Below are 16,885 nucleotides of genomic sequence, written 5' to 3'. Positions count from 1 at the left end.
CGATCACCGAAGGCTTTCAGAAGATCGTCCCGGCGACTTTGCATGTCACGATCGGAAAATTCCACGATCTGAAGGTCCGCCAACGACTAATACCCGTCCCGGAAAGTTTGGAGGTTCGCGCAAGCAGACGAAGGGCTGTCCTGGACTTTGGTAGCATCATTGTACTGGCTTTTGGCTGTAGCAAACTTTCCCGCTGTCACGTTGAGTTTCGACGGGCGGGAATGATATGGTTTTATCAAAGCTACACCCCCCATGTTTCGTTTGCGCTCGACTTTGTCGAACAGCTGAGTTCCTAGCTCGGCGCGCAACTTCTAGGTCCTCTGCGATAATCGCCGCCTCCATCTCAAACTACAGTTGGCAGTCTCATGAGATTACCACGGGTCCGCGTTAGCCGCAGGTTGTTGGTCACGACCCTTAGCTTGTGAATCGGCGCGTTGATTAGAGGCAGATCGGCGTCACAAGGTATTGATATTTCAACTATGGGCGGGGTCATTCGGTGACGCCGATTCACCGAACTGGGATTGATGAACATCCCAGGGCTCCGCCATCGGCGGGGCCTTACCTCGATCGGAATGGCGGCGCGCGATTAGCTCGCCTCGAACCTGGCGAGCATCTTGCGCAATTGCGCATTCTGCTCGATGAGCTTCTTTGCAAGCTGACGCCGTAACGTAGAGATTTCCGCATCGAGGTCGGCCATTTCATCCGTGAGGGATCTCGGGCCCTCTGCGACGGCAGGAGGTTCCCCCAACGCTGTTCCGATCGAAGCCGTCGACACCGCGATCGGCTCAACCCTCTTTCGGCTTGCTGGCGCTGGTTTCCGCAGCGTTTCGGCACCTTCGATCGCAGGGGAGGCAGGTGAAGTTTGCTCGGCCCGCTGCGTGGTGGCGAGGGTTGCGGTCTCCTCGTTACTGACTGCGGCCGCAGGAGCTTCCGCTGCAACTGGCGCCGCCGTTCTGGCTTCAGTCGGGACGGTGTCAGGTTCCGGTCGGCTGGCATTGACTTGCGCCGCGGAGCCAGGCTCTGCGGAGCGGTCGATCGCCGTCGCACCGAGGCCAGGTTGTTCCTCTTCTGGGACGGTCTTATATTCGGGAGCAATTGTCTTCGGTTCGACTGCTGGGCTGTCGTCATGAGTATGTGGTTTCGGTTTACGCGACACCAGGTCGGCTACAAATCTCCATGGTGTTCTCATCACATGTAACCTTCAAAGTATGGCGGCGGGACATCGCCGCGGTCATTTATTGTCACCTAGGTCGCATTGATCCCGACCAATCGGACGAAAGATCGGCGGCGCCATCGCATGGAAATACGTGGCGCCCCTCAAAACCAGAAATCAGGCCTTGCCGAGCCGCTTGCGCAGATCTGCGTTTTCGGTGCGCAGCTTTTCGGAGAGCTCCTTACGAAGCTGCTTGTTCTCTTCCTCAAGCTTGATGAGGTCGGCGATATCGTCAATGACGTCAGCGGCGGTGGAGACCGGAGCGGAAGCAGCAGCTTGAACCCGGCGCGCGCGAGTGGTGGCCACCGTCGGTGCGGCAACCGGCTTTTCGGCTTTCACCGGAACCACTTTGGAGCCACGCTTTGCGCGCGTCTTCTTGGCCGGCTTTTCAGCAGATGCAACGGCAGCTTCGACGTTGCTGGCTTCGGCGGCAGCTTTCGGCGTGCGTGACTTGCGTGTCTTCTTCTCAGCGGGTGCTGCAGTTGGCGTTTCGGTCGTCGCAGTGGTCTCAATCGTGAGTTCGTCGGCCATCAGTGTTCTCCTCTGTTAGGCCGCCAAGCATTTGATTCGTCGTTACTTAAAGTCAATCCATGGAGAGGCGATTTCGCGTGCAATCGATGTTTGACGGGGAGCCATGTGGGAATTCCTTTTCATTGTCCGACAATGGGCGGGTCCATGCGCGCTCGGTGAGGCATGTCTGACCGAAGAGCGGCTGCGCCTCGATCGGCTTTCCGCAACGGCAAAGTCTCCTTTTCTTACCCCGATCGGCTGAGCCTCCATTCCTCACCGACAAATAAAAGTCAGCCAGGTGGCTGCAAGGGATCGCCGACCTTCAATGACGGGCTGCCGCAGGGATGGATGTATCCACGGCTTTGCTTCTGCCGGAGAAGATCGAGGAAGGCTGCGACAGTATCTCGCTCTCGGGCGAAATGCTGGTTCAGCAGCGCCTGCCTGGCCTTCCAACGCCCTCATCCTGCAATTTGGCGTGCCATCTGTATTGGGCTCGGTTTCAATCAGTCGCCAAGTAGATTTCAATTAGTCATTCCTTGACTTTCAATTAGTCGTCACCATAGTTTCAAATGGTCATCAAAGGAATGAAGCTATGCCGCTGTATCCAAGGCTCGTTGAGCAACGCGTTGCCGACGCGATGTCAGACACGCGAGTCGTCCTAATCGTGGGTCCCCGACAATCCGGGAAAACGACGCTGGCCAGGAAGATGGCCGAGGAGGGGATGCAGTATTACACGCTGGACGATGCGACGACGCTCAACGCGGCGCGGCGGGATCCAGTTGGTTTTGTAAGAGGAATGGATCGCGCCATTCTCGACGAAATCCAGCGCGCCCCCGAGCTGTTGTTGGCGATTAAAGAAAGCGTGGATGTGGACATGCGTCCAGGGCGTTTCCTACTGACCGGTTCAGCCCATCTCATGACGCTGCCACGCGTGGCAGACTCGCTCGCTGGGCGCATGGAAGTCGTCCGATTGCTGCCGCTCGCTCAAAGCGAAATCAGAACGGCCGGTGGAAGCTTTTTGGTCGACGCCTTCCGAAACGAAGCCAAAGCCGGAGACCCAATTGTCGGCGACGACCTGATGGCTGCAGTTCTGGCAGGAGGATATCCCGAGGCATTGGCTCGCAAAACCTTAAACCGCAGACAGGACTGGTATGCGGATTACATCCAGGCAATCGTTCAACGCGACGTCCGCGATGTCGCGCAAATCGAGCAGATCGCGCAGATGCCGCGGCTGCTGCGCATCCTTGCAGAACATTCGGGACAACTCGTGAACTATTCCGGAATTGGCGCCGCCATCGGGATGAACCATATCACAACGCAAAAATACGTTGGCATATTCGAGAGCCTGTTCCTCGCCAGAACAATCCAACCCTGGTTTTCCAACAAACTGAAGCGTCTGACCAAGACCCCCAAAATACATTTCCTCGATTCTGGTCTTCTCGCCTCCCTTCGTGACCTCTCTCTCGAGAGACTCCGCGATGACAGAGGGCCGTTCGGAGCGCTGCTGGAGACTTTCGTCTTCGGTGAAATCCTTAAACTCGCCAGCAGTGGACATAGCCGCTTTGAGTTTTCGCACTTTCGTGACAAGCAGCAGAACGAGGTCGATATTGTCATCGAAGACAGAAGCGGGAGGGTTGTCGGTATCGAGATAAAGGCGGCAGCATCCGTCTCGACTTCCGATTTTTCCGGATTGCGAATGTTGGCCGAAGCATGTGGAGAGCGGTTTGTTTCAGGCATTGTCCTGTACGACCATGACAAAGTGATCCCGTTTGGGGAGCGCCTTTCCGCCGTGCCAATTTCGGCATTGTGGCGTTAGCCCATGGGAAGTTCTCTTCAGTTCCAGACTTGAGCATTCTTGAAACTTCGACCGTTTCGATAAAGCCGGCCCCCGGTTCGAATCCTTTCACATCAACGGATCTGATTTTCGGCTGTCGGTATCTCACGACGCTAGGAGCGTATGATTTCACCATGGCTGCAACGTACGATTCAACAGGGACGGGTGCGCTGTTTTCAACCTCAAAATCCTTGACAATTGTGGTAAGGCAATCCCCTGTACTACTCGCTGTAGGGACGAGGACCGTTTTGCCAACTTGACAAACAACTTAACTTTCCCGTTCAAACTGGTGGGTCGGTGCCTCGAGCGCCATTGTGTCTCCGTCAAACCATGGCGCCGTAACTTCATCCTGCACCACCTTCACGTACACATCCGCATCGGGATTGCTGGTCCGAACAGCATTACCTTCACTGCCACCAATTCCTTGGATAGCGGTCGCCCGAGCCGTTAGCGCGTGTGAGATGCTGGCGTAGAAATGCGAGAGACCCGCGCCTCATACGCGCCGATCCTACTCGGATTGGATTTAGCGGTCCGTGGAAACATCTGAAACCAGTTCGTAAGCTGTGCTGCGGCCGCCGGCCTCGCCTTTGCGCAGGATGCCTTTAGCCAAGAGGTCTGAGATGTCACGCGAGGCTGTGTCTTGGGATGCACCCGTTAATTTTGCCCACTTGGTCGATGTGAGCTTCCCGTCGAAATTCCCTTCCAGCAACCAGTTGAGAACCTTGGCCTGTCGGGGATTGAGATCACGGGCGGCATGGGCCTGCCAGAATTCGTTTTTGAGTATGACGTTGTCGAGGGTCTGCAATGCGGCACCCACTGCGTTGCCCAGACGATCCAGAAACCACTGAATCCATTTCGTGATATCGAGTTCCTCTTTGGCGGTTATCGACTGAAGAGCTTCGTAATAGCCGGTCCGCGATTTCTCGATAGCCGCGGACATGGAATATAGCCGCTGAGCTCCCTCGCCACCGCGGGCAAGGGTCATGTCGGCAATCGCACGGGTTATTCGGCCATTGCCATCGCCGAACGGATGGATGGCCACGAACCACAAATGGGCGACAGCTGCTTTGACAAGAGGATCCATCTCCTCTGATCCGTTGAACCAATCGAGGAAGGCCGTCATCTCCTGCTCCAGGCGGTCGGCGGGTGGCGCAACATAGTGTACTTTCTCATGTCCGAACGCGCCGGACATGATTTCCATCCGGCCACCGGAATCGTCCCGCCAACCGCCGACCCGAAGTCTTTGTCCCCATTCGTTGCGCCCGGTTGGAAATAGAGCTGCGTGCCATTGAAAGAGGCGTTCGGCTGTTAACGGCTTGAAACAGTCGATCGTAGCATCAAGTGTTATATGAACGATGCCCTCGACTGAGCGGTTAGGCGTCACGAAGCCGTCGATGTTTATGCCGAGCCGCCTAGCCAAAGAGGATCGGACCTGTTGCTCATCCAGCCGTTCGCCCTCGATCGCTGACGATTTGACAACGTCATCTGTCAGAGCCCGTAGGAATGTTGCTTCACGGGTGCGAAAGCCAAGCCCTTCCACACGACCAATAAGGCGGCCTTGATCAAGGCGAATGATCGCAAGACTGGTCGCGAGCTGGTCGGACTGCCATTCAAACGCGGGCCAATTAGGAGACTGCCAAATATAGGTCATATCTTAAAATATGTCGCCGTTGCGGAGAATAGCAAGCATATTCTCCGCAATAATGCGGAAAATAATGACGTAATCTCCGTAAAGGCAGTTAGTGTGAGCATGGTACGAAATCGTCCACCACAAGGCGATTGGATTTATAGGTCAATGGGAGGCTCGGTCCATTCTTCTGAGGTAGCTCTATTCTAACTAATTGATTCACTTGCATTGTGAGCGTCGATGATCGACGATATAGTCGGGCACAGGTTCATATCTGTTCAAGAGCCCAGGACGCATAGCCCCGCTCTGCGCTTTGACAAGTCATTTTTCCCGGAGGCCTGCCCGATCAAGATGAACGTAACCCGCTAGGTTCTCCACAAATCCGTCGTCGAGCGAGAAGAAGCGTCTGTCCAAAGCCATGACTCTCTGGTTGGCGATTTGCTCACTCGAAAACGAGCTGAACCTTGAGGGTCCGCTCCGGATGCCGCTCTACGAGGTCGAAGGCGGCGCGCGCATCCCCGGCGTCAAAACTCTGGGTGATCATTGCCTCCGGGCGTAGTGCACCCGATTCCAACCAAGTCACGACCTCTGGAATGAATCGGCGATTGAGGCGCGAGCCGGCCAGCGTCAGTTCTTTGCGAACGATTTCCTGCTGACTGATATTGCACGGCGCAGGCGAAAAGCCGAGCAGGCCGATGCGGCCGGCCGGAGCGGCAATTCGGCACGCTTCTTCCAACAGGCTCGGGATGCCGGCGCCGTCGATCACCACCGAAGGGCCGAGACCGTCGAGTTCCGACGCCACCATTTCGGCAACAGACTGCTCACGAGAATGGATGATGACGTCAGCACCGAATTTCTTCGCACGCTCCAGGCGGTCAGCATCGATATCGGCGATGATGCAGCGGGCGCCGCGCATCTTGGCGACTTGCAGCACGGTGATGCCGACGGTTCCGGCGCCGTAGATCAGAACGATGTCATCCTTGGCGCACTCCGTCCGCCACAGGACGTTTGCCGCGACCGCAAGCGGTTCTGCGAGCGCTGCAATATCGAGTCCCAGCTTTGGAGATACCTTGACTGCGTTGGCCTCAGGCACGACCGCAACGGAGCGGAAACCGCCATCACGGTGGACGCCGATCACCTGGAGTTTTGCGCAGACGTTCGAACGGCCGGTGCGGCAGGGATGGCAGGCGCCGCAGGAGATCACCGGATCGGCGACGACGTGGTCGCCGATCGCGAGCGAGGAGACACCGGCGCCGAGCGCCTCGATGACGCCTGCGAATTCGTGGCCTATTACGCGAGGATAGGTCACGAAGGGGTTCGAGCCATGCAGGATGTGCATGTCCGAGCCGCAAATGCCGGCGCGCTGTACGCGGATGGCCACTTCACGGGGGCCTGGTTGCAGTGCCTGCCTGTCGTCGACGACGAGGCTATGCGGTTCGCGAACGGAAATCGTCACCATGGTCTTTGTCCTCCTGCAAGTCGTGGTATTTGTGTGACGTCATGCTGCACACAGGGCAGCCGCCAGTCGGCTGTCGACACGCATACGCCAAGTGTCGTCACTGATGAGGGGGGCGGGAAACAAGCCGGCGATATCGAAGAACGGTGCTGCCGAGCCGGGTGATGCCGCGACAGCCGCCGCCGCTGATTTAAGGTCGGACGAGCGCGGATCGTCGAGGTGTTCGGTCGTGATCACGTAGGCCAACCATAGCGCCACGACGTCGGCAAAATCCGCGGCATCGCCGCCGGTCGCCCGCCGCTCCATCGCGGGTGCGAAAATACGCTGAGGCATCTTCTGCGTGCCGTCCATTGCGATCTGGACAGTGCGATGGGCGATGGCGGGGTTCGAAAATCGGGCCACGAGTTCTTCGCGATAGGACGCGAGGTCGATCTGCGGCACCGCGTCGAGCGTCGGTAAGACCGCCTCCATGTGCCGTCGCACCCGCTCGGCATGTGCGGGGATTGCCATGACGTCGCGAACATATTGTAGTCCGTTCAACTGGCCGAGATAGGCTATCAGTGAGTGGGAACCGTTGAGCAGCCGGAGTTTCATCTTCTCGTAGGCGTGGACATCCTTGACGAAGATCGCGCCGCCGGCTTCCCAGGCGGGGCGGCCGGCGGCGAAATCGTCCTCGATCACCCATTGGATGTAGGGTTCGGTTTCGAGCGCCAGGCGATCTTCCGCGCCGATGAGCGACGCGGCGAGCGCACGCGTTGCGTCCGTCGCCGCCGGCACGATTCGGTCGACCATGCTGGAAGGAAAGCGGATTTCTCGCTCGATCCAGGCCGCCAACGCGCGATCGCGGCGTTCGGCCATTTCAGCGACGAGACGGCGCACGATGTGGCCGTTGCCCGGCAGATTATCGCAGCACAGAACGGTGAGCGGGTCGCGGCCGAGCGTCATACGGCGCGCAAGCGCTTCGACGAGAACGCCGATCACGCCGACAGGCTCCTGACGATGCTCCAGGTCGTGAGCGATGGCGGCATGCGACAGGTCGAGCCCGCTGGATACCGGATCGATGCCATAAGCCTTTTCGCTCACTGTCAGGGTGACGATGCGGGTGCCGTTGTCGGAAAGCCGCTGGAGCAGGCGTTCGCGCTCCTCGGTTGCGGCAATGGCATCGGTGATCGAGCCGACGATGCGGGCTTGGTCGCCATGGGCGCCGCGGCTGACGACGCTGTAGCGGTGGTCCTGTGCCTCGAGGTCGGCGACGATGTCGACCGACCTCAGGCTTGCGCCGGCGATGCCCCAATCGCCATACCGGGCATCGATAGCCTTATCTGTGTAGATCGCCTGATGGGCGCGATGGAAGGCGCCAATGCCGATGTGGACGATGCCGACCTTGAGCCCCGCGGGATCGAAGGACGGGCGCTCGACGCTCGAGGGGAGGGAGGTGTTCTTGCCGAGGCGGTTCATCGCTCAATTCATTCCAAATTCGGGATGCGACAGTGTCTGCTCGATGCCGCGCAGTTCGGCAAGACCCTTGAGCCGACCGATGGCGGGATAGCCGGGCTGGGCGCAACGCGTCAGATCGTCCAGGATTTCCTGGCCGTGGTCCGGACGCATGAATATCTGATGATCGGTGCGCCCCTCAGCCATGCGGCGGCGTTCCTCGCTCACCAGCTGGGCAACGACCGCGACCATGTCGGTGTTGCCGTCGAGATGCTGGTCCTCGAAGAAGGAGCAGGGGTAGCCTTCGCTCTCTCGACGGACATTGCGCAGATGGGCGAAGTGGATGCGCGGCGCGAGACGCTTCACGATGGTGGGCAGATCGTTGTCCGGGCGGGCGCCGAGCGATCCCGTGCAAAAGGTCACGCCATTGGCGTTGCGATCGACGGCATCGAGAACCCTAACGTAATCCTGCTCGGTCGAGAGGATGCGCGGCAGGCCGAGGAGCGGCCATGGCGGATCGTCGCCATGTGCACAAAGACGCATCTCGAGTTTCTCCGCGACCGGCACGACTTCAGAGAGAAAGTCGATGAGATTGTCGCGCAGCGCATCGGCACCGATGTCGTCATAGCGCGCCAGCGCGGTGCGTAATTCGCCGATGCTATAGCCGTCGGATGAGCCTGGAAGGCCGGCGCCGATATTGCGGGAAAGGGCGGCGATTTTCTCTTGTGGCATGCCGGTGAAGCGTTCCCTGGCAGCTTCGACCAGTTGCGGCGGATAGTCCTCCAGCGCGCCGGGCCGCTGCAGCACGTGGATGTCGAATGCGATGAAATCAACGAGATCGAAGCGCATGGCGCGGGCGCCATCGGCGGTTTCCCAGCGCAGGTCCGTGCGGGTCCAGTCTAGCACAGGCATGAAGTTGTAGCAGACCGTGGAAATGCCGGCCTTGGCCAGCTGGCGCAAGCTTTCTTTCCAAGCCCCGATATGAGCCTTCCAATCACCGGTCATGGTCTTGATGCTTTCGGAGACGGGAATGCTTTCGACGAGTTCCCAGTCCAGGCCGCCGGCGCGGACTTCGTCCTGTCGCTTGCGGATTTCCTCGAAAGTCCATGCGCTTCCGGTCGGCACATGATGTAGAGCGCTGACGATGCCCTGAGCCCCGGCCTGAGCAGCATCACGCACGCTCACCTTGTCGATAGGACCGAACCAGCGCCAAATATGTCTCATGCTTGTCTTCCTTATATGGGCCAGGCTCAAGCCAGGGCCGCAGCGGTATTCGACTGACCGTTCGCGGCAAAGGCTGCGACGGCGCGAAGAGGCGAGCCCGATCCGCCGGCGATCGGCAACGGCAGAGTGATCAGGAATGAAAAGGCCGGCAGGTCGCCGAGGCGGGCGAAGTTCTCGCCGATGAGCACACCCGCGCCGAGCAGCACCTTATGGGCCGGGAAATCCGTGGTGCCGAAACAGTCGAGCGACAGGCAGTCCGAGCCTGCTATCCGGATACCGCGGTTAAGCAGGTATTCGCACGCCTCGTGCGACAAGCCGGGCCAGTCGCTCAGGAAGTGCGGATGGTTCGCCGGGTTGTGCCAAAAGCGATCCCAGCCGAAGTGGAAAAACACGGCGTCGTCGGCGGTGATTTCGCCCTGGGCGGCTTCGAATGCCTTGATCCGCCCGACACTGACGGCCTCCCTGGGGCTGCAGTCACGTGCGTCGATCTTCGCCATGCGTCCGAAAAAGGTCTGCAGATGAACGGCGTCCATCCCGGCGCCGCCTTTGACGAAGTGCAGCGGCGCATCAAAATGCGTGCCGGTATGCTCGCTCATGCCGAGGGAATGGTTGCAGGCGAGATCGCCGCGATCATAGCTTTCGATCACTTCCTTGCAAAAGAAGGGATGCGTTGGCCATACGGGGATCTGCGGGGTCAACGCATGGGTGAGATCCACAAGCGTCATGTCGCTTCCAAAGGCCTTTTTCAAGGTGGCGACGTCCATGTCACGCGGCCTTCGGTTTCGGGACGAGCGCGACGATGAGGATGATCAGCGCGCCGGTGAGGACGAAGCGCACACCGGCCTGCATCTGGAAGGTGTTGAGCATCGTCGCCATCAGGTTGAAAAAAAGTGCCGCACCCCAGATGCCGACTGCGTTGGCCTGGCCACCGGCGACGCTAGTGCCGCCAAGGACCACGACCGCGATTGCTTCCAGCAAATAAGTATCGCCCATATTGAGCGCCGCGCCGCCTGAAAAGCCCGCAAGCAGGAAGCCGGTAAGGGCTGCGGTCACGCCGCAGAACACATAGGCGATCAATCGGACGCGGATGACGGGGACACCGGCGAGGCGTGCTGCCCGTTCGCTCTGCCCGACCGCCAGCAACCGCCGGCCCCAGACGCTGCGGGCAAGAATAACGACGACGGCGATGGTCAGGACGAATGCAGCGATCGGCATGATCCGCATACCCGCGACCGACCAGAAGGTGAAGGCCGAAAGGGCCGCCGGAGGCTTCAACGTCGCTTCGCCGCCGAGATTGAAGGCGAGTGACTGGAAAACGAAGCTCCAGGCGAGCGTCGCGATGATCGGCGGCAGGCGTAGCATCGTGATCGCGAGGAAGTTTGCCGCACCGGCCAATGCTCCAACTAGCAGCGCGACCAGAAGACCCGGAAGGATCATGTCGTTGCTGCCACTCATGACGGACATCGACAGATAGGCCGACAGGGTCAACACGGATGGCATGGACAGATCGATGTTTCCAGGACCGGACGCGATCACAACCATCTGACCGGTGCCGACAACGACGCTGAAGGCAGCAAAGACGAGCGCCGAAGATAGGGTCGGCACCGCGCTTGCAAAACCGGAATAAGCGATGATCGCAATCCACATGACAAGCGCGACAATGAAGCCGTAGGTCCAGGGTTTCAGAGAGAAGCCGCTCATGATTTGTCTTCCGCGAGCACGATGCGTCCGGCTAGCACCAGGAAGAGGATGCCGCCCTGTGCGCCGATCTGCCATGTCGGCGGCACTTGCAGGAAGCTCAGGAGTGATCCAGCAATTGCAAGCGTCAGTGCACCGATGACCGTTCCGACCGGGGAGACGATGCCACCTGTGAAAGAACCACCACCGAGGATGACGGCGCCGACACCGAGGAGGGTGTAGGCCGGTGCAACATTCGGATCGCCGGACGTTGTCAGGCCGGTCAGGGTGATGCCGGCAATGAGACCGAGCAGGCCGGCAGCGGCATAGACAGCGGCGCGGATCATGGCGATCGACCAGCCGGCGCGCTGGATGGCGCGCGGGTTGCCGCCCGCACCCCTTAGCACAGCCCCGTAGGACGATCGGCTGATGACGAAATGACCCATGAGGGCCGCGGCAATAGCAAGCAGCACCGGTAAAGGCAGGAGCGGCGGCCGCCAGGCCATGAATCCGGACAGCCATGCGGGCGCAGCGCCACCCGGAGCGGGCAGGATGATGATCGCGACGCCAAGCCAGATGAACGACATGCCGAGCGTCACGATGATCGACGGCAACTGCCGCAGATGGATGACAAGGCCGATGCCGGCATAGACCAAGATGCTACCGATAAAAATCGCGATTGCGAGTATCGGGGCCGTGTCGAGATAGAGCGCAGTGACGCAAGTGACGAAGCCGACAAAGGAGCCGATCGACAGGTCGATGTCGCCGAGCATGATGACGAGCATCTGTGCCAGCGCTGCAAACATCAGCGGCACAGCCAGCTTGAACAGCAGCGTGAAGCCGAAATAGCTCATCGCCGCTGGGCGAATCCAGAAGATCACGGTCAGCATGACCACGAGGGCGATGGCCGGAAGACCGGCCTGCAAGGCGGACGCGAGCCGTTTTGCAAAGTTGCGGTTCTGCCGGGGGAGGACAAAGTCAGCCATTCGCGCCTCCGAACGATGCTTCGAGGATGCGGTTGTGATCGATCGTGTCGCCGGCGACTTCGGCAACAGCACGACCTTCGCGGAAAACGTAGAGACGGTCGCAATTCTTCAGTTCTTCGAATTCGGTCGTGTACCAGATGAAGATCCGGCCGCGCTCGGCCTCGTCACGAATGAGCTGATAGACTTCCTGCTTGGTGCCGACATCGACGCCGCGCATCGGATCATCGAGCAGGATGACCTGACCGTCAGACGCGAGCGCGCGGGCAAACAGCACTTTCTGCTGGTTGCCGCCGCTGAGCGATAAGATCGGTGTATCGATCGACGGTGCCTTGACCTTGAGACGCTGTGACCAGGTTTGCGCGAGCGCACGCGCGACGGATGGCGATACAAAGCCACCCTTCTGAAGCGCGTTGAGGCTGCGAAGCGTCAGGTTGTCGGCGATCGACCAAAGCGGCATGACGCCTTCGACGCCGCGGTCTCCGGCGACAAAGGCAACGGGCACCTTGCGGATAGCAGTATAAATGGCCCGCAGGCGTTCGCGCTGCCCGTGACCATCGAGACCGGCGAAACCGATGATGTCACCGGGAGATGCCTTGATCGGCAGATCCGCGCTATCGATGCCGGCATGGTTTACGGTCAGGGCTTGGCCCGCTTTGCGCGTGGGGACAGCCTTCTGCTCATGCGGCGTCTCGATATTGCCCATCATCCCGACCAGATCGGAGCGCTTCAGGCCGGCCGCCGACCGGTCTCCGACGATTGCCCCATCCATCATCACCACAACACGGTCGCAGACGGCTAGGATTTCGTTGAGGCGGTGGGTGATGAGAATGCAGGCGACGCCACGCGTCGACGCCGTCTTGATATAGGCGAGCAATTGCTCTGCCGGCTTATGCCCGAGAGCCGAGGTGGGCTCATCTAGGATAATGCAGCGCGTCTTGCCTTCCGTTTCGGTGAAGGTGCGGGCAATCTCGACCATCTGCCGCTCGCCGATCGAAAGGTCGGCGATCTTGGCATCGACATCGATTCCATGGCCTGGAAAGATATCGTCCAAAGCCTTGGTGATCAGCCTGCGCGCCTTTTCCCGCCAGCCGAAGCCACGCAGGCTGCGATGGATGATGCGCGCATTTTCCGCCGCCGAAAGATTGGTGCAGAGCGATAGCTCCTGAAAGACGCACCGCAAGCCGCCAGCTTGCGCTTCTGCAGTTCCCCAGTGATCCGCCGCCTGACCACTATAAATGAATCTCCCCTCCGTTCGCTGGATCGCGCCGGAGAGGACGTTCATCAGGGTCGACTTGCCGGCGCCGTTATGACCGACCAGTCCGAGGACTTCCCCCGGGGCAAGACTGAAATCGACACCGACGAGTGCGTGGACCGCGCCGAAGCTCTTGCATATCCCGCGGGCCTCGATAAGGAGGCCCGCGGCAGTATCCACGGCGGCTTGGGAGGGCAGCATTGTTGGTCGCCCTACTTCGGAGCGGGAACCATAGGCAGCGGTTCCTTCCTGACGTTGGCGTCGATAATCTTGGCGACGAGGTCCTGCGGATAATCGGCGTTGGCGACGCCACCTTCCGGAACCGTCTTCAGCCAGGCGTCGAGATCCTGCTGCTGGATTTGCAGGAGGGGCACTTCAACGAATTTCGGAACGTCCTTCCCGGCAAGGATTTGTTGTGCGACCCAGAAGGCGACCTGTGAAACGGACGGCGTTGCGCCAAGCGAGAAGGTCTCGTAGCCGGTTGCATCATGTTCCTGCTTCCACAGCGCCAGCTCGTCCTGGCGGTTGCCCATGATGATGATCGGAAGATTGCGGCCCGCAGCCTTAAAGGCCTGTGCTGCCCCATAACCATCACCGCCCTGTGTCAGAACGCCATCGATCTTCGGCAGCGATGGCAGAACGCCGGATACTTCTTTCTGGGCCACGGTCGCGGTCCATTGACCATAGACCTCGCCAACCCTCTTGTAATTCGGATGGGCCGCCAAAGCCTTCGTCACGCCTTCGTTCAGCCGTTTGTCGAATCCGTCACCCGCCATGCCCCGGATTTCGAGGATGTTGGCGGACTTGTCTCCGAGCCTGCTCGACATGTAATCGAGCTCAGCTTTGGCATAAGAGTCCAGGTTATAATCAACCACATATGCACAGGGTTCGGTAACGCCGCTGGCGAAGGCGACTACCACGATGCCGGCGTTGCAAGCGTCCTTGATTGCACCGTTCAATGCCGTGTCCGAGCCAGCAAGGACAATGATGGCATCATAACCCTGCAGGATTAGGTTCTGTATCTGCGATGCCTGCTCGGTGACCGAGTTGTTCGAGCTGACGACGATCGTAGCGGCGATCTTGCCATCGGCCTTCGCCTTGGCGCCGATCGTCTCGAAGCTTTTGATCATCACCTGGCGGAACGAGTTGCCAGCATAGGAATTGCTGAAGGCGATCTTCTTGCCGCTGGTGTCGCCGGTCGCGACCCCTTCCTGCGCCATCGCAGTGCCGCAAAACATCGCACTGGTAAGAAGTGTTGCAGTTGCAGTCTTGTGGAAGCCCAATTTCATAGTGTCATCCTCCCTGGATCACGTCACACAGTTACCGGCGCTCGCGGTCCTTGTCTCGGACGGAAATTCGGCAAAACCATTCGCATGGATGCGGTTTCTTTCGTCGCGCCTGATATTGAAAATACATACTACCATGGTAGCGTGTCAATCGCGCTTATGGATTCTTGTCGTATAATGTGCGATGGCCATATTGTTTGCACAAAGCGGAGGTCGGAACGATGGCGACGAAGAGATCCAATCAGATAGAGGCTGAAGAGCTTCGTCAGAGCGCGCCGTCGTCGACACTCCTGCAGGCCATCAATCCTCGCCAGCCTATTGCAGCGCAGATCTACGAGCGCCTGCGACGGGCCATTACGACACTGTCCATGCTGCCTTCGGAGGCGTTGAGCGAAAAGGAGCTTTCCCTACAACTTGGCGTCAGCCGGACGCCGGTTCGCGAAGCGCTGATTCGGCTTGCGGACGAAGGGCTGATAGACATCCTGCCACAGCGTGGGAGCTTCGTGGCGCCGATCCGGCTTCGTGATGTCGAAGAGGCTCAATTCATTCGGGAATCTCTGGAGGTTGCGGTCAGCCGCAGACTTGCTGGCGGCTGTTCGCGGCGCTTCTTGACAGAGATCAAGAGTAATCTCTACGACCAGGAAAAGGCGGTTAATACCGAAGCGCTGGACCTCTTTCTCGATCTCGACGAAGCCTTCCACCGGAGTTTTTGTGAGGAAGCCGGCCTGCCGAAAAGTTGGCGTGTCATTCAGTCCGTCAAGCTGCAGATGGACCGTGTTCGCTATCTAAGTCTGCCCGATCTGGGTCACCTACGCGTTCTGCTGACCCAGCATCGTTCGATCGTGGACGCCATCGAATCAGGCGATGTCGAGAAGGCAGGCAACGATATGGCGGCGCATTTGCGCGAAGTGCTTCGTACCGCGCGAAAACTTAGCGAACAGCGCCGCGATCTCGTGGAAAGCTAATCCGCCCGCCCTCGGGCGCATCGGTGACACATTTATTGACATTGTACCATGGTAGTATTACAAGCCGTCGCGAAATGGAGGTCGGTCGGGTCATGGAAACCGCGCCAGATGATCCTGGGGCGAGACGAGGAGAGGCATAGGGCGGAGAAGCCGCGTTCCCATCGGCGATAGCGGCGGGGGTTTGATTGTCCTACGGGCCCCCATCGTTTCATTCCGCACGGAATGAAAGCCCGGTACGAGCATGTGTCTGCACCCTCCGACATAGTGACGGACTTCGGAGCCGCAGCGTCGGGGGGCGAATGCGGGCGCATACATCGAAAGCATTCGAATAGCCAATATATTCAAGGGAGGAACGCATGAACATATCTCGCAGAACATTCGGCATGCTGACGGCTGGAGCTGCAGCCGCCGGTCTACTGTCGGCGCCGGGCCTGTCCCGCGCCGCCGCGAAGGTCAAGTTGCGCTACGGCACGGCATTTCCGGCCAGCCATCCCGGCGTCATTCGCATCACCGAAGCAGCCAAGGCAATCGCAACCCGCTCCGAAGGTGCGATTGAACTTCATGTTTATCCGAATAGCCAACTCGGCGGCGAAGCCGATATGTTCACCCAGGTTCGTGGCGGCGCGCTCGACCTCATGTCGACCTCCGGTGTCAACCAGACGGTCGTTCCCGTCGCCAGCATCAACGCCGTCGCCTTTGCCTTCCCGACCTATGACCATGTATGGAAGGCGATGGATGGCGAACTCGGCGATCATGTCCGCAAAGCATTCCTCGATGCCGGCTTGTTCGTCTTCCCGAAAATGCTGGACAACGGCTATCGCAATATCACCACCGGTGCCAAGCCGATTGCCGCACCGCAAGACCTCAACGGAATGAAGATCCGCGTTCCGGGCAACCAGCTGTGGGTCACGCTGTTCCAGACGCTGGGCGCGGCGCCGACGCCGCTCAATTTCGGCGAGCTCTATGCGGCTCTGCAGACCCATGTCGTCGACGGTCAGGAAAATCCGCTGGCGTTGATCCAGAGTTCGAAGCTCTACGAAGTGCAGAAGTATATCGCCCTGACGGGTCATATCTGGGATGGCCACCACATCTTCTGCAACAATCGCCGCTGGCAGGCTATTCCGTCCGAGATGCGCACGATCATCCAGGAGGAATTGACCACTGCAGCCGTGAACGAACGTGCCGACGTAAAGGAGCTCAACGAAAAGGCCATGGTCGACATCAAGGCGACGGGTGTCGAGTTCAATAAGGTCGAGACCGCGCCGTTCCGCGACGCGCTTGCCAAGGCTGGCTTTTATTCGAAATGGAAAGAAAGCTTCGGCGCAGAGGCCTGGGGTCTCTTGGAAAAGGATGTCGGCACGCTGTAACGGGCCGATGATGAATAGGACGCTTGCTTTCGGGTAAAGCGTGCGTCCTGTCGC

14 protein-coding genes are annotated in these 16,885 nt (G+C 59.3%); 3 read left to right on the top strand and 11 right to left on the bottom strand.

Annotation, left to right across the window (positions count from 1 at the left end; genetic code table 11):
- Positions 1-586: 586 nt before the first annotated feature.
- Positions 587-1,189, bottom strand: a complete 603-nt coding sequence (locus HGP12_RS17405; protein ID WP_168879435.1) for a hypothetical protein — start codon at positions 1,187-1,189, stop codon at positions 587-589.
- A gap of 141 nt (positions 1,190-1,330) precedes the next feature.
- Entirely contained in the window at positions 1,331-1,744 is a 414-nt protein-coding gene (locus HGP12_RS17400) for a hypothetical protein (protein ID WP_168844167.1), read from the bottom strand.
- A gap of 571 nt (positions 1,745-2,315) precedes the next feature.
- On the opposite strand from HGP12_RS17400, the gene HGP12_RS17395 reads away from it, so the two are divergent.
- Complete coding sequence (locus HGP12_RS17395) at positions 2,316-3,539, top strand: ATP-binding protein (RefSeq protein ID WP_168879434.1); 1,224 nt, start codon at positions 2,316-2,318, stop codon at positions 3,537-3,539.
- A 541-nt stretch (positions 3,540-4,080) separates the two neighbouring features.
- Here the strand turns inward: HGP12_RS17395 and HGP12_RS17390 are convergent.
- From HGP12_RS17390 to HGP12_RS17350, 9 genes are all read right to left on the bottom strand, one after another.
- A complete protein-coding gene (locus tag HGP12_RS17390) occupies positions 4,081-5,208 on the bottom strand; it encodes a Fic family protein (RefSeq protein ID WP_168879433.1) in 1,128 nt (375 codons plus the stop codon).
- A 418-nt stretch (positions 5,209-5,626) separates the two neighbouring features.
- Positions 5,627-6,643 carry a Zn-dependent oxidoreductase gene (locus HGP12_RS17385; protein WP_168879432.1) on the bottom strand — a complete coding sequence of 339 codons (1,017 nt, stop codon included), beginning with the start codon at positions 6,641-6,643 and terminating at the stop codon, positions 5,627-5,629.
- Between the two features lie 39 nt (positions 6,644-6,682).
- A complete protein-coding gene (locus HGP12_RS17380; RefSeq protein ID WP_168879431.1) occupies positions 6,683-8,098 on the bottom strand; it encodes a mannitol dehydrogenase family protein in 1,416 nt (471 codons plus the stop codon).
- Positions 8,099-8,101: 3 nt separating this feature from the next.
- Positions 8,102-9,298, bottom strand: coding sequence for a mannonate dehydratase (gene uxuA, locus HGP12_RS17375; protein WP_168879430.1), 1,197 nt, complete (start codon positions 9,296-9,298; stop codon positions 8,102-8,104).
- 26 nt (positions 9,299-9,324) lie between these two features.
- On the bottom strand, positions 9,325-10,062 hold the full coding sequence (locus tag HGP12_RS17370) for a cyclase family protein (protein ID WP_168879429.1): 738 nt from the start codon (positions 10,060-10,062) through the stop codon (positions 9,325-9,327).
- A 1-nt stretch (position 10,063) separates the two neighbouring features.
- A complete protein-coding gene (locus tag HGP12_RS17365; RefSeq protein WP_168879428.1) occupies positions 10,064-10,999 on the bottom strand; it encodes an ABC transporter permease in 936 nt (311 codons plus the stop codon).
- Positions 10,996-11,961 carry an ABC transporter permease gene (locus HGP12_RS17360; protein WP_168879427.1) on the bottom strand — a complete coding sequence of 322 codons (966 nt, stop codon included), beginning with the start codon at positions 11,959-11,961 and terminating at the stop codon, positions 10,996-10,998. Before HGP12_RS17360 ends, HGP12_RS17365 begins: the two co-directional genes overlap by 4 nt.
- The gene (locus tag HGP12_RS17355) at positions 11,954-13,414 is read right to left on the bottom strand and encodes a sugar ABC transporter ATP-binding protein (protein ID WP_168879426.1); all 1,461 of its coding nucleotides are present in this window, start codon (positions 13,412-13,414) and stop codon (positions 11,954-11,956) included. The genes HGP12_RS17360 and HGP12_RS17355 overlap by 8 nt, the downstream gene beginning before the upstream one ends.
- 11 nt (positions 13,415-13,425) lie before the next feature.
- Positions 13,426-14,502, bottom strand: a complete 1,077-nt coding sequence (locus HGP12_RS17350; protein WP_168879425.1) for an ABC transporter substrate-binding protein — start codon at positions 14,500-14,502, stop codon at positions 13,426-13,428.
- A 218-nt stretch (positions 14,503-14,720) separates the two neighbouring features.
- Between HGP12_RS17350 and HGP12_RS17345 the strand changes: the two genes are divergently transcribed.
- Together HGP12_RS17345 and HGP12_RS17340 are read left to right on the top strand one after the other, a co-directional pair.
- Complete coding sequence (locus HGP12_RS17345) at positions 14,721-15,464, top strand: GntR family transcriptional regulator (RefSeq protein ID WP_168879424.1); 744 nt, start codon at positions 14,721-14,723, stop codon at positions 15,462-15,464.
- A gap of 356 nt (positions 15,465-15,820) precedes the next feature.
- Positions 15,821-16,831: a TRAP transporter substrate-binding protein gene (locus HGP12_RS17340; RefSeq protein WP_168879423.1), complete on the top strand. Its 1,011-nt coding sequence runs from the start codon at positions 15,821-15,823 to the stop codon at positions 16,829-16,831.
- Positions 16,832-16,885 lie beyond the last annotated feature (54 nt).

The sequence above is a fragment of the Rhizobium sp. P28RR-XV genome (assembly GCF_012641385.1).
Classification (GTDB): Bacteria; Pseudomonadota; Alphaproteobacteria; order Rhizobiales; family Rhizobiaceae; genus Rhizobium.
The sequence above is the reverse complement of the archived record's forward strand: the minus strand, read 5'-3'. Positions and strand labels throughout refer to the sequence as shown.

What these genes read in the sequence shown, in the direction of transcription:
- HGP12_RS17400 (WP_168844167.1), bottom strand. Translation starts at nt 1,744, where the DNA reads ATGGCCGACGAACTCACGATTGAGACCACTGCGACGACCGAAACGCCA.
- HGP12_RS17370 (WP_168879429.1), bottom strand. Translation starts at nt 10,062, where the DNA reads ATGGACGTCGCCACCTTGAAAAAGGCCTTTGGAAGCGACATGACGCTT.
- HGP12_RS17395 (WP_168879434.1), top strand. Translation starts at nt 2,316, where the DNA reads ATGCCGCTGTATCCAAGGCTCGTTGAGCAACGCGTTGCCGACGCGATG.
- HGP12_RS17390 (WP_168879433.1), bottom strand. Translation starts at nt 5,208, where the DNA reads ATGACCTATATTTGGCAGTCTCCTAATTGGCCCGCGTTTGAATGGCAG.
- HGP12_RS17345 (WP_168879424.1), top strand. Translation starts at nt 14,721, where the DNA reads ATGGCGACGAAGAGATCCAATCAGATAGAGGCTGAAGAGCTTCGTCAG.
- HGP12_RS17340 (WP_168879423.1), top strand. Translation starts at nt 15,821, where the DNA reads ATGAACATATCTCGCAGAACATTCGGCATGCTGACGGCTGGAGCTGCA.
- HGP12_RS17405 (WP_168879435.1), bottom strand. Translation starts at nt 1,189, where the DNA reads ATGAGAACACCATGGAGATTTGTAGCCGACCTGGTGTCGCGTAAACCG.
- HGP12_RS17380 (WP_168879431.1), bottom strand. Translation starts at nt 8,098, where the DNA reads ATGAACCGCCTCGGCAAGAACACCTCCCTCCCCTCGAGCGTCGAGCGC.
- HGP12_RS17385 (WP_168879432.1), bottom strand. Translation starts at nt 6,643, where the DNA reads ATGGTGACGATTTCCGTTCGCGAACCGCATAGCCTCGTCGTCGACGAC.
- HGP12_RS17360 (WP_168879427.1), bottom strand. Translation starts at nt 11,961, where the DNA reads ATGGCTGACTTTGTCCTCCCCCGGCAGAACCGCAACTTTGCAAAACGG.
- HGP12_RS17350 (WP_168879425.1), bottom strand. Translation starts at nt 14,502, where the DNA reads ATGAAATTGGGCTTCCACAAGACTGCAACTGCAACACTTCTTACCAGT.
- HGP12_RS17355 (WP_168879426.1), bottom strand. Translation starts at nt 13,414, where the DNA reads ATGCTGCCCTCCCAAGCCGCCGTGGATACTGCCGCGGGCCTCCTTATC.
- HGP12_RS17365 (WP_168879428.1), bottom strand. Translation starts at nt 10,999, where the DNA reads ATGAGCGGCTTCTCTCTGAAACCCTGGACCTACGGCTTCATTGTCGCG.
- uxuA (WP_168879430.1), bottom strand. Translation starts at nt 9,298, where the DNA reads ATGAGACATATTTGGCGCTGGTTCGGTCCTATCGACAAGGTGAGCGTG.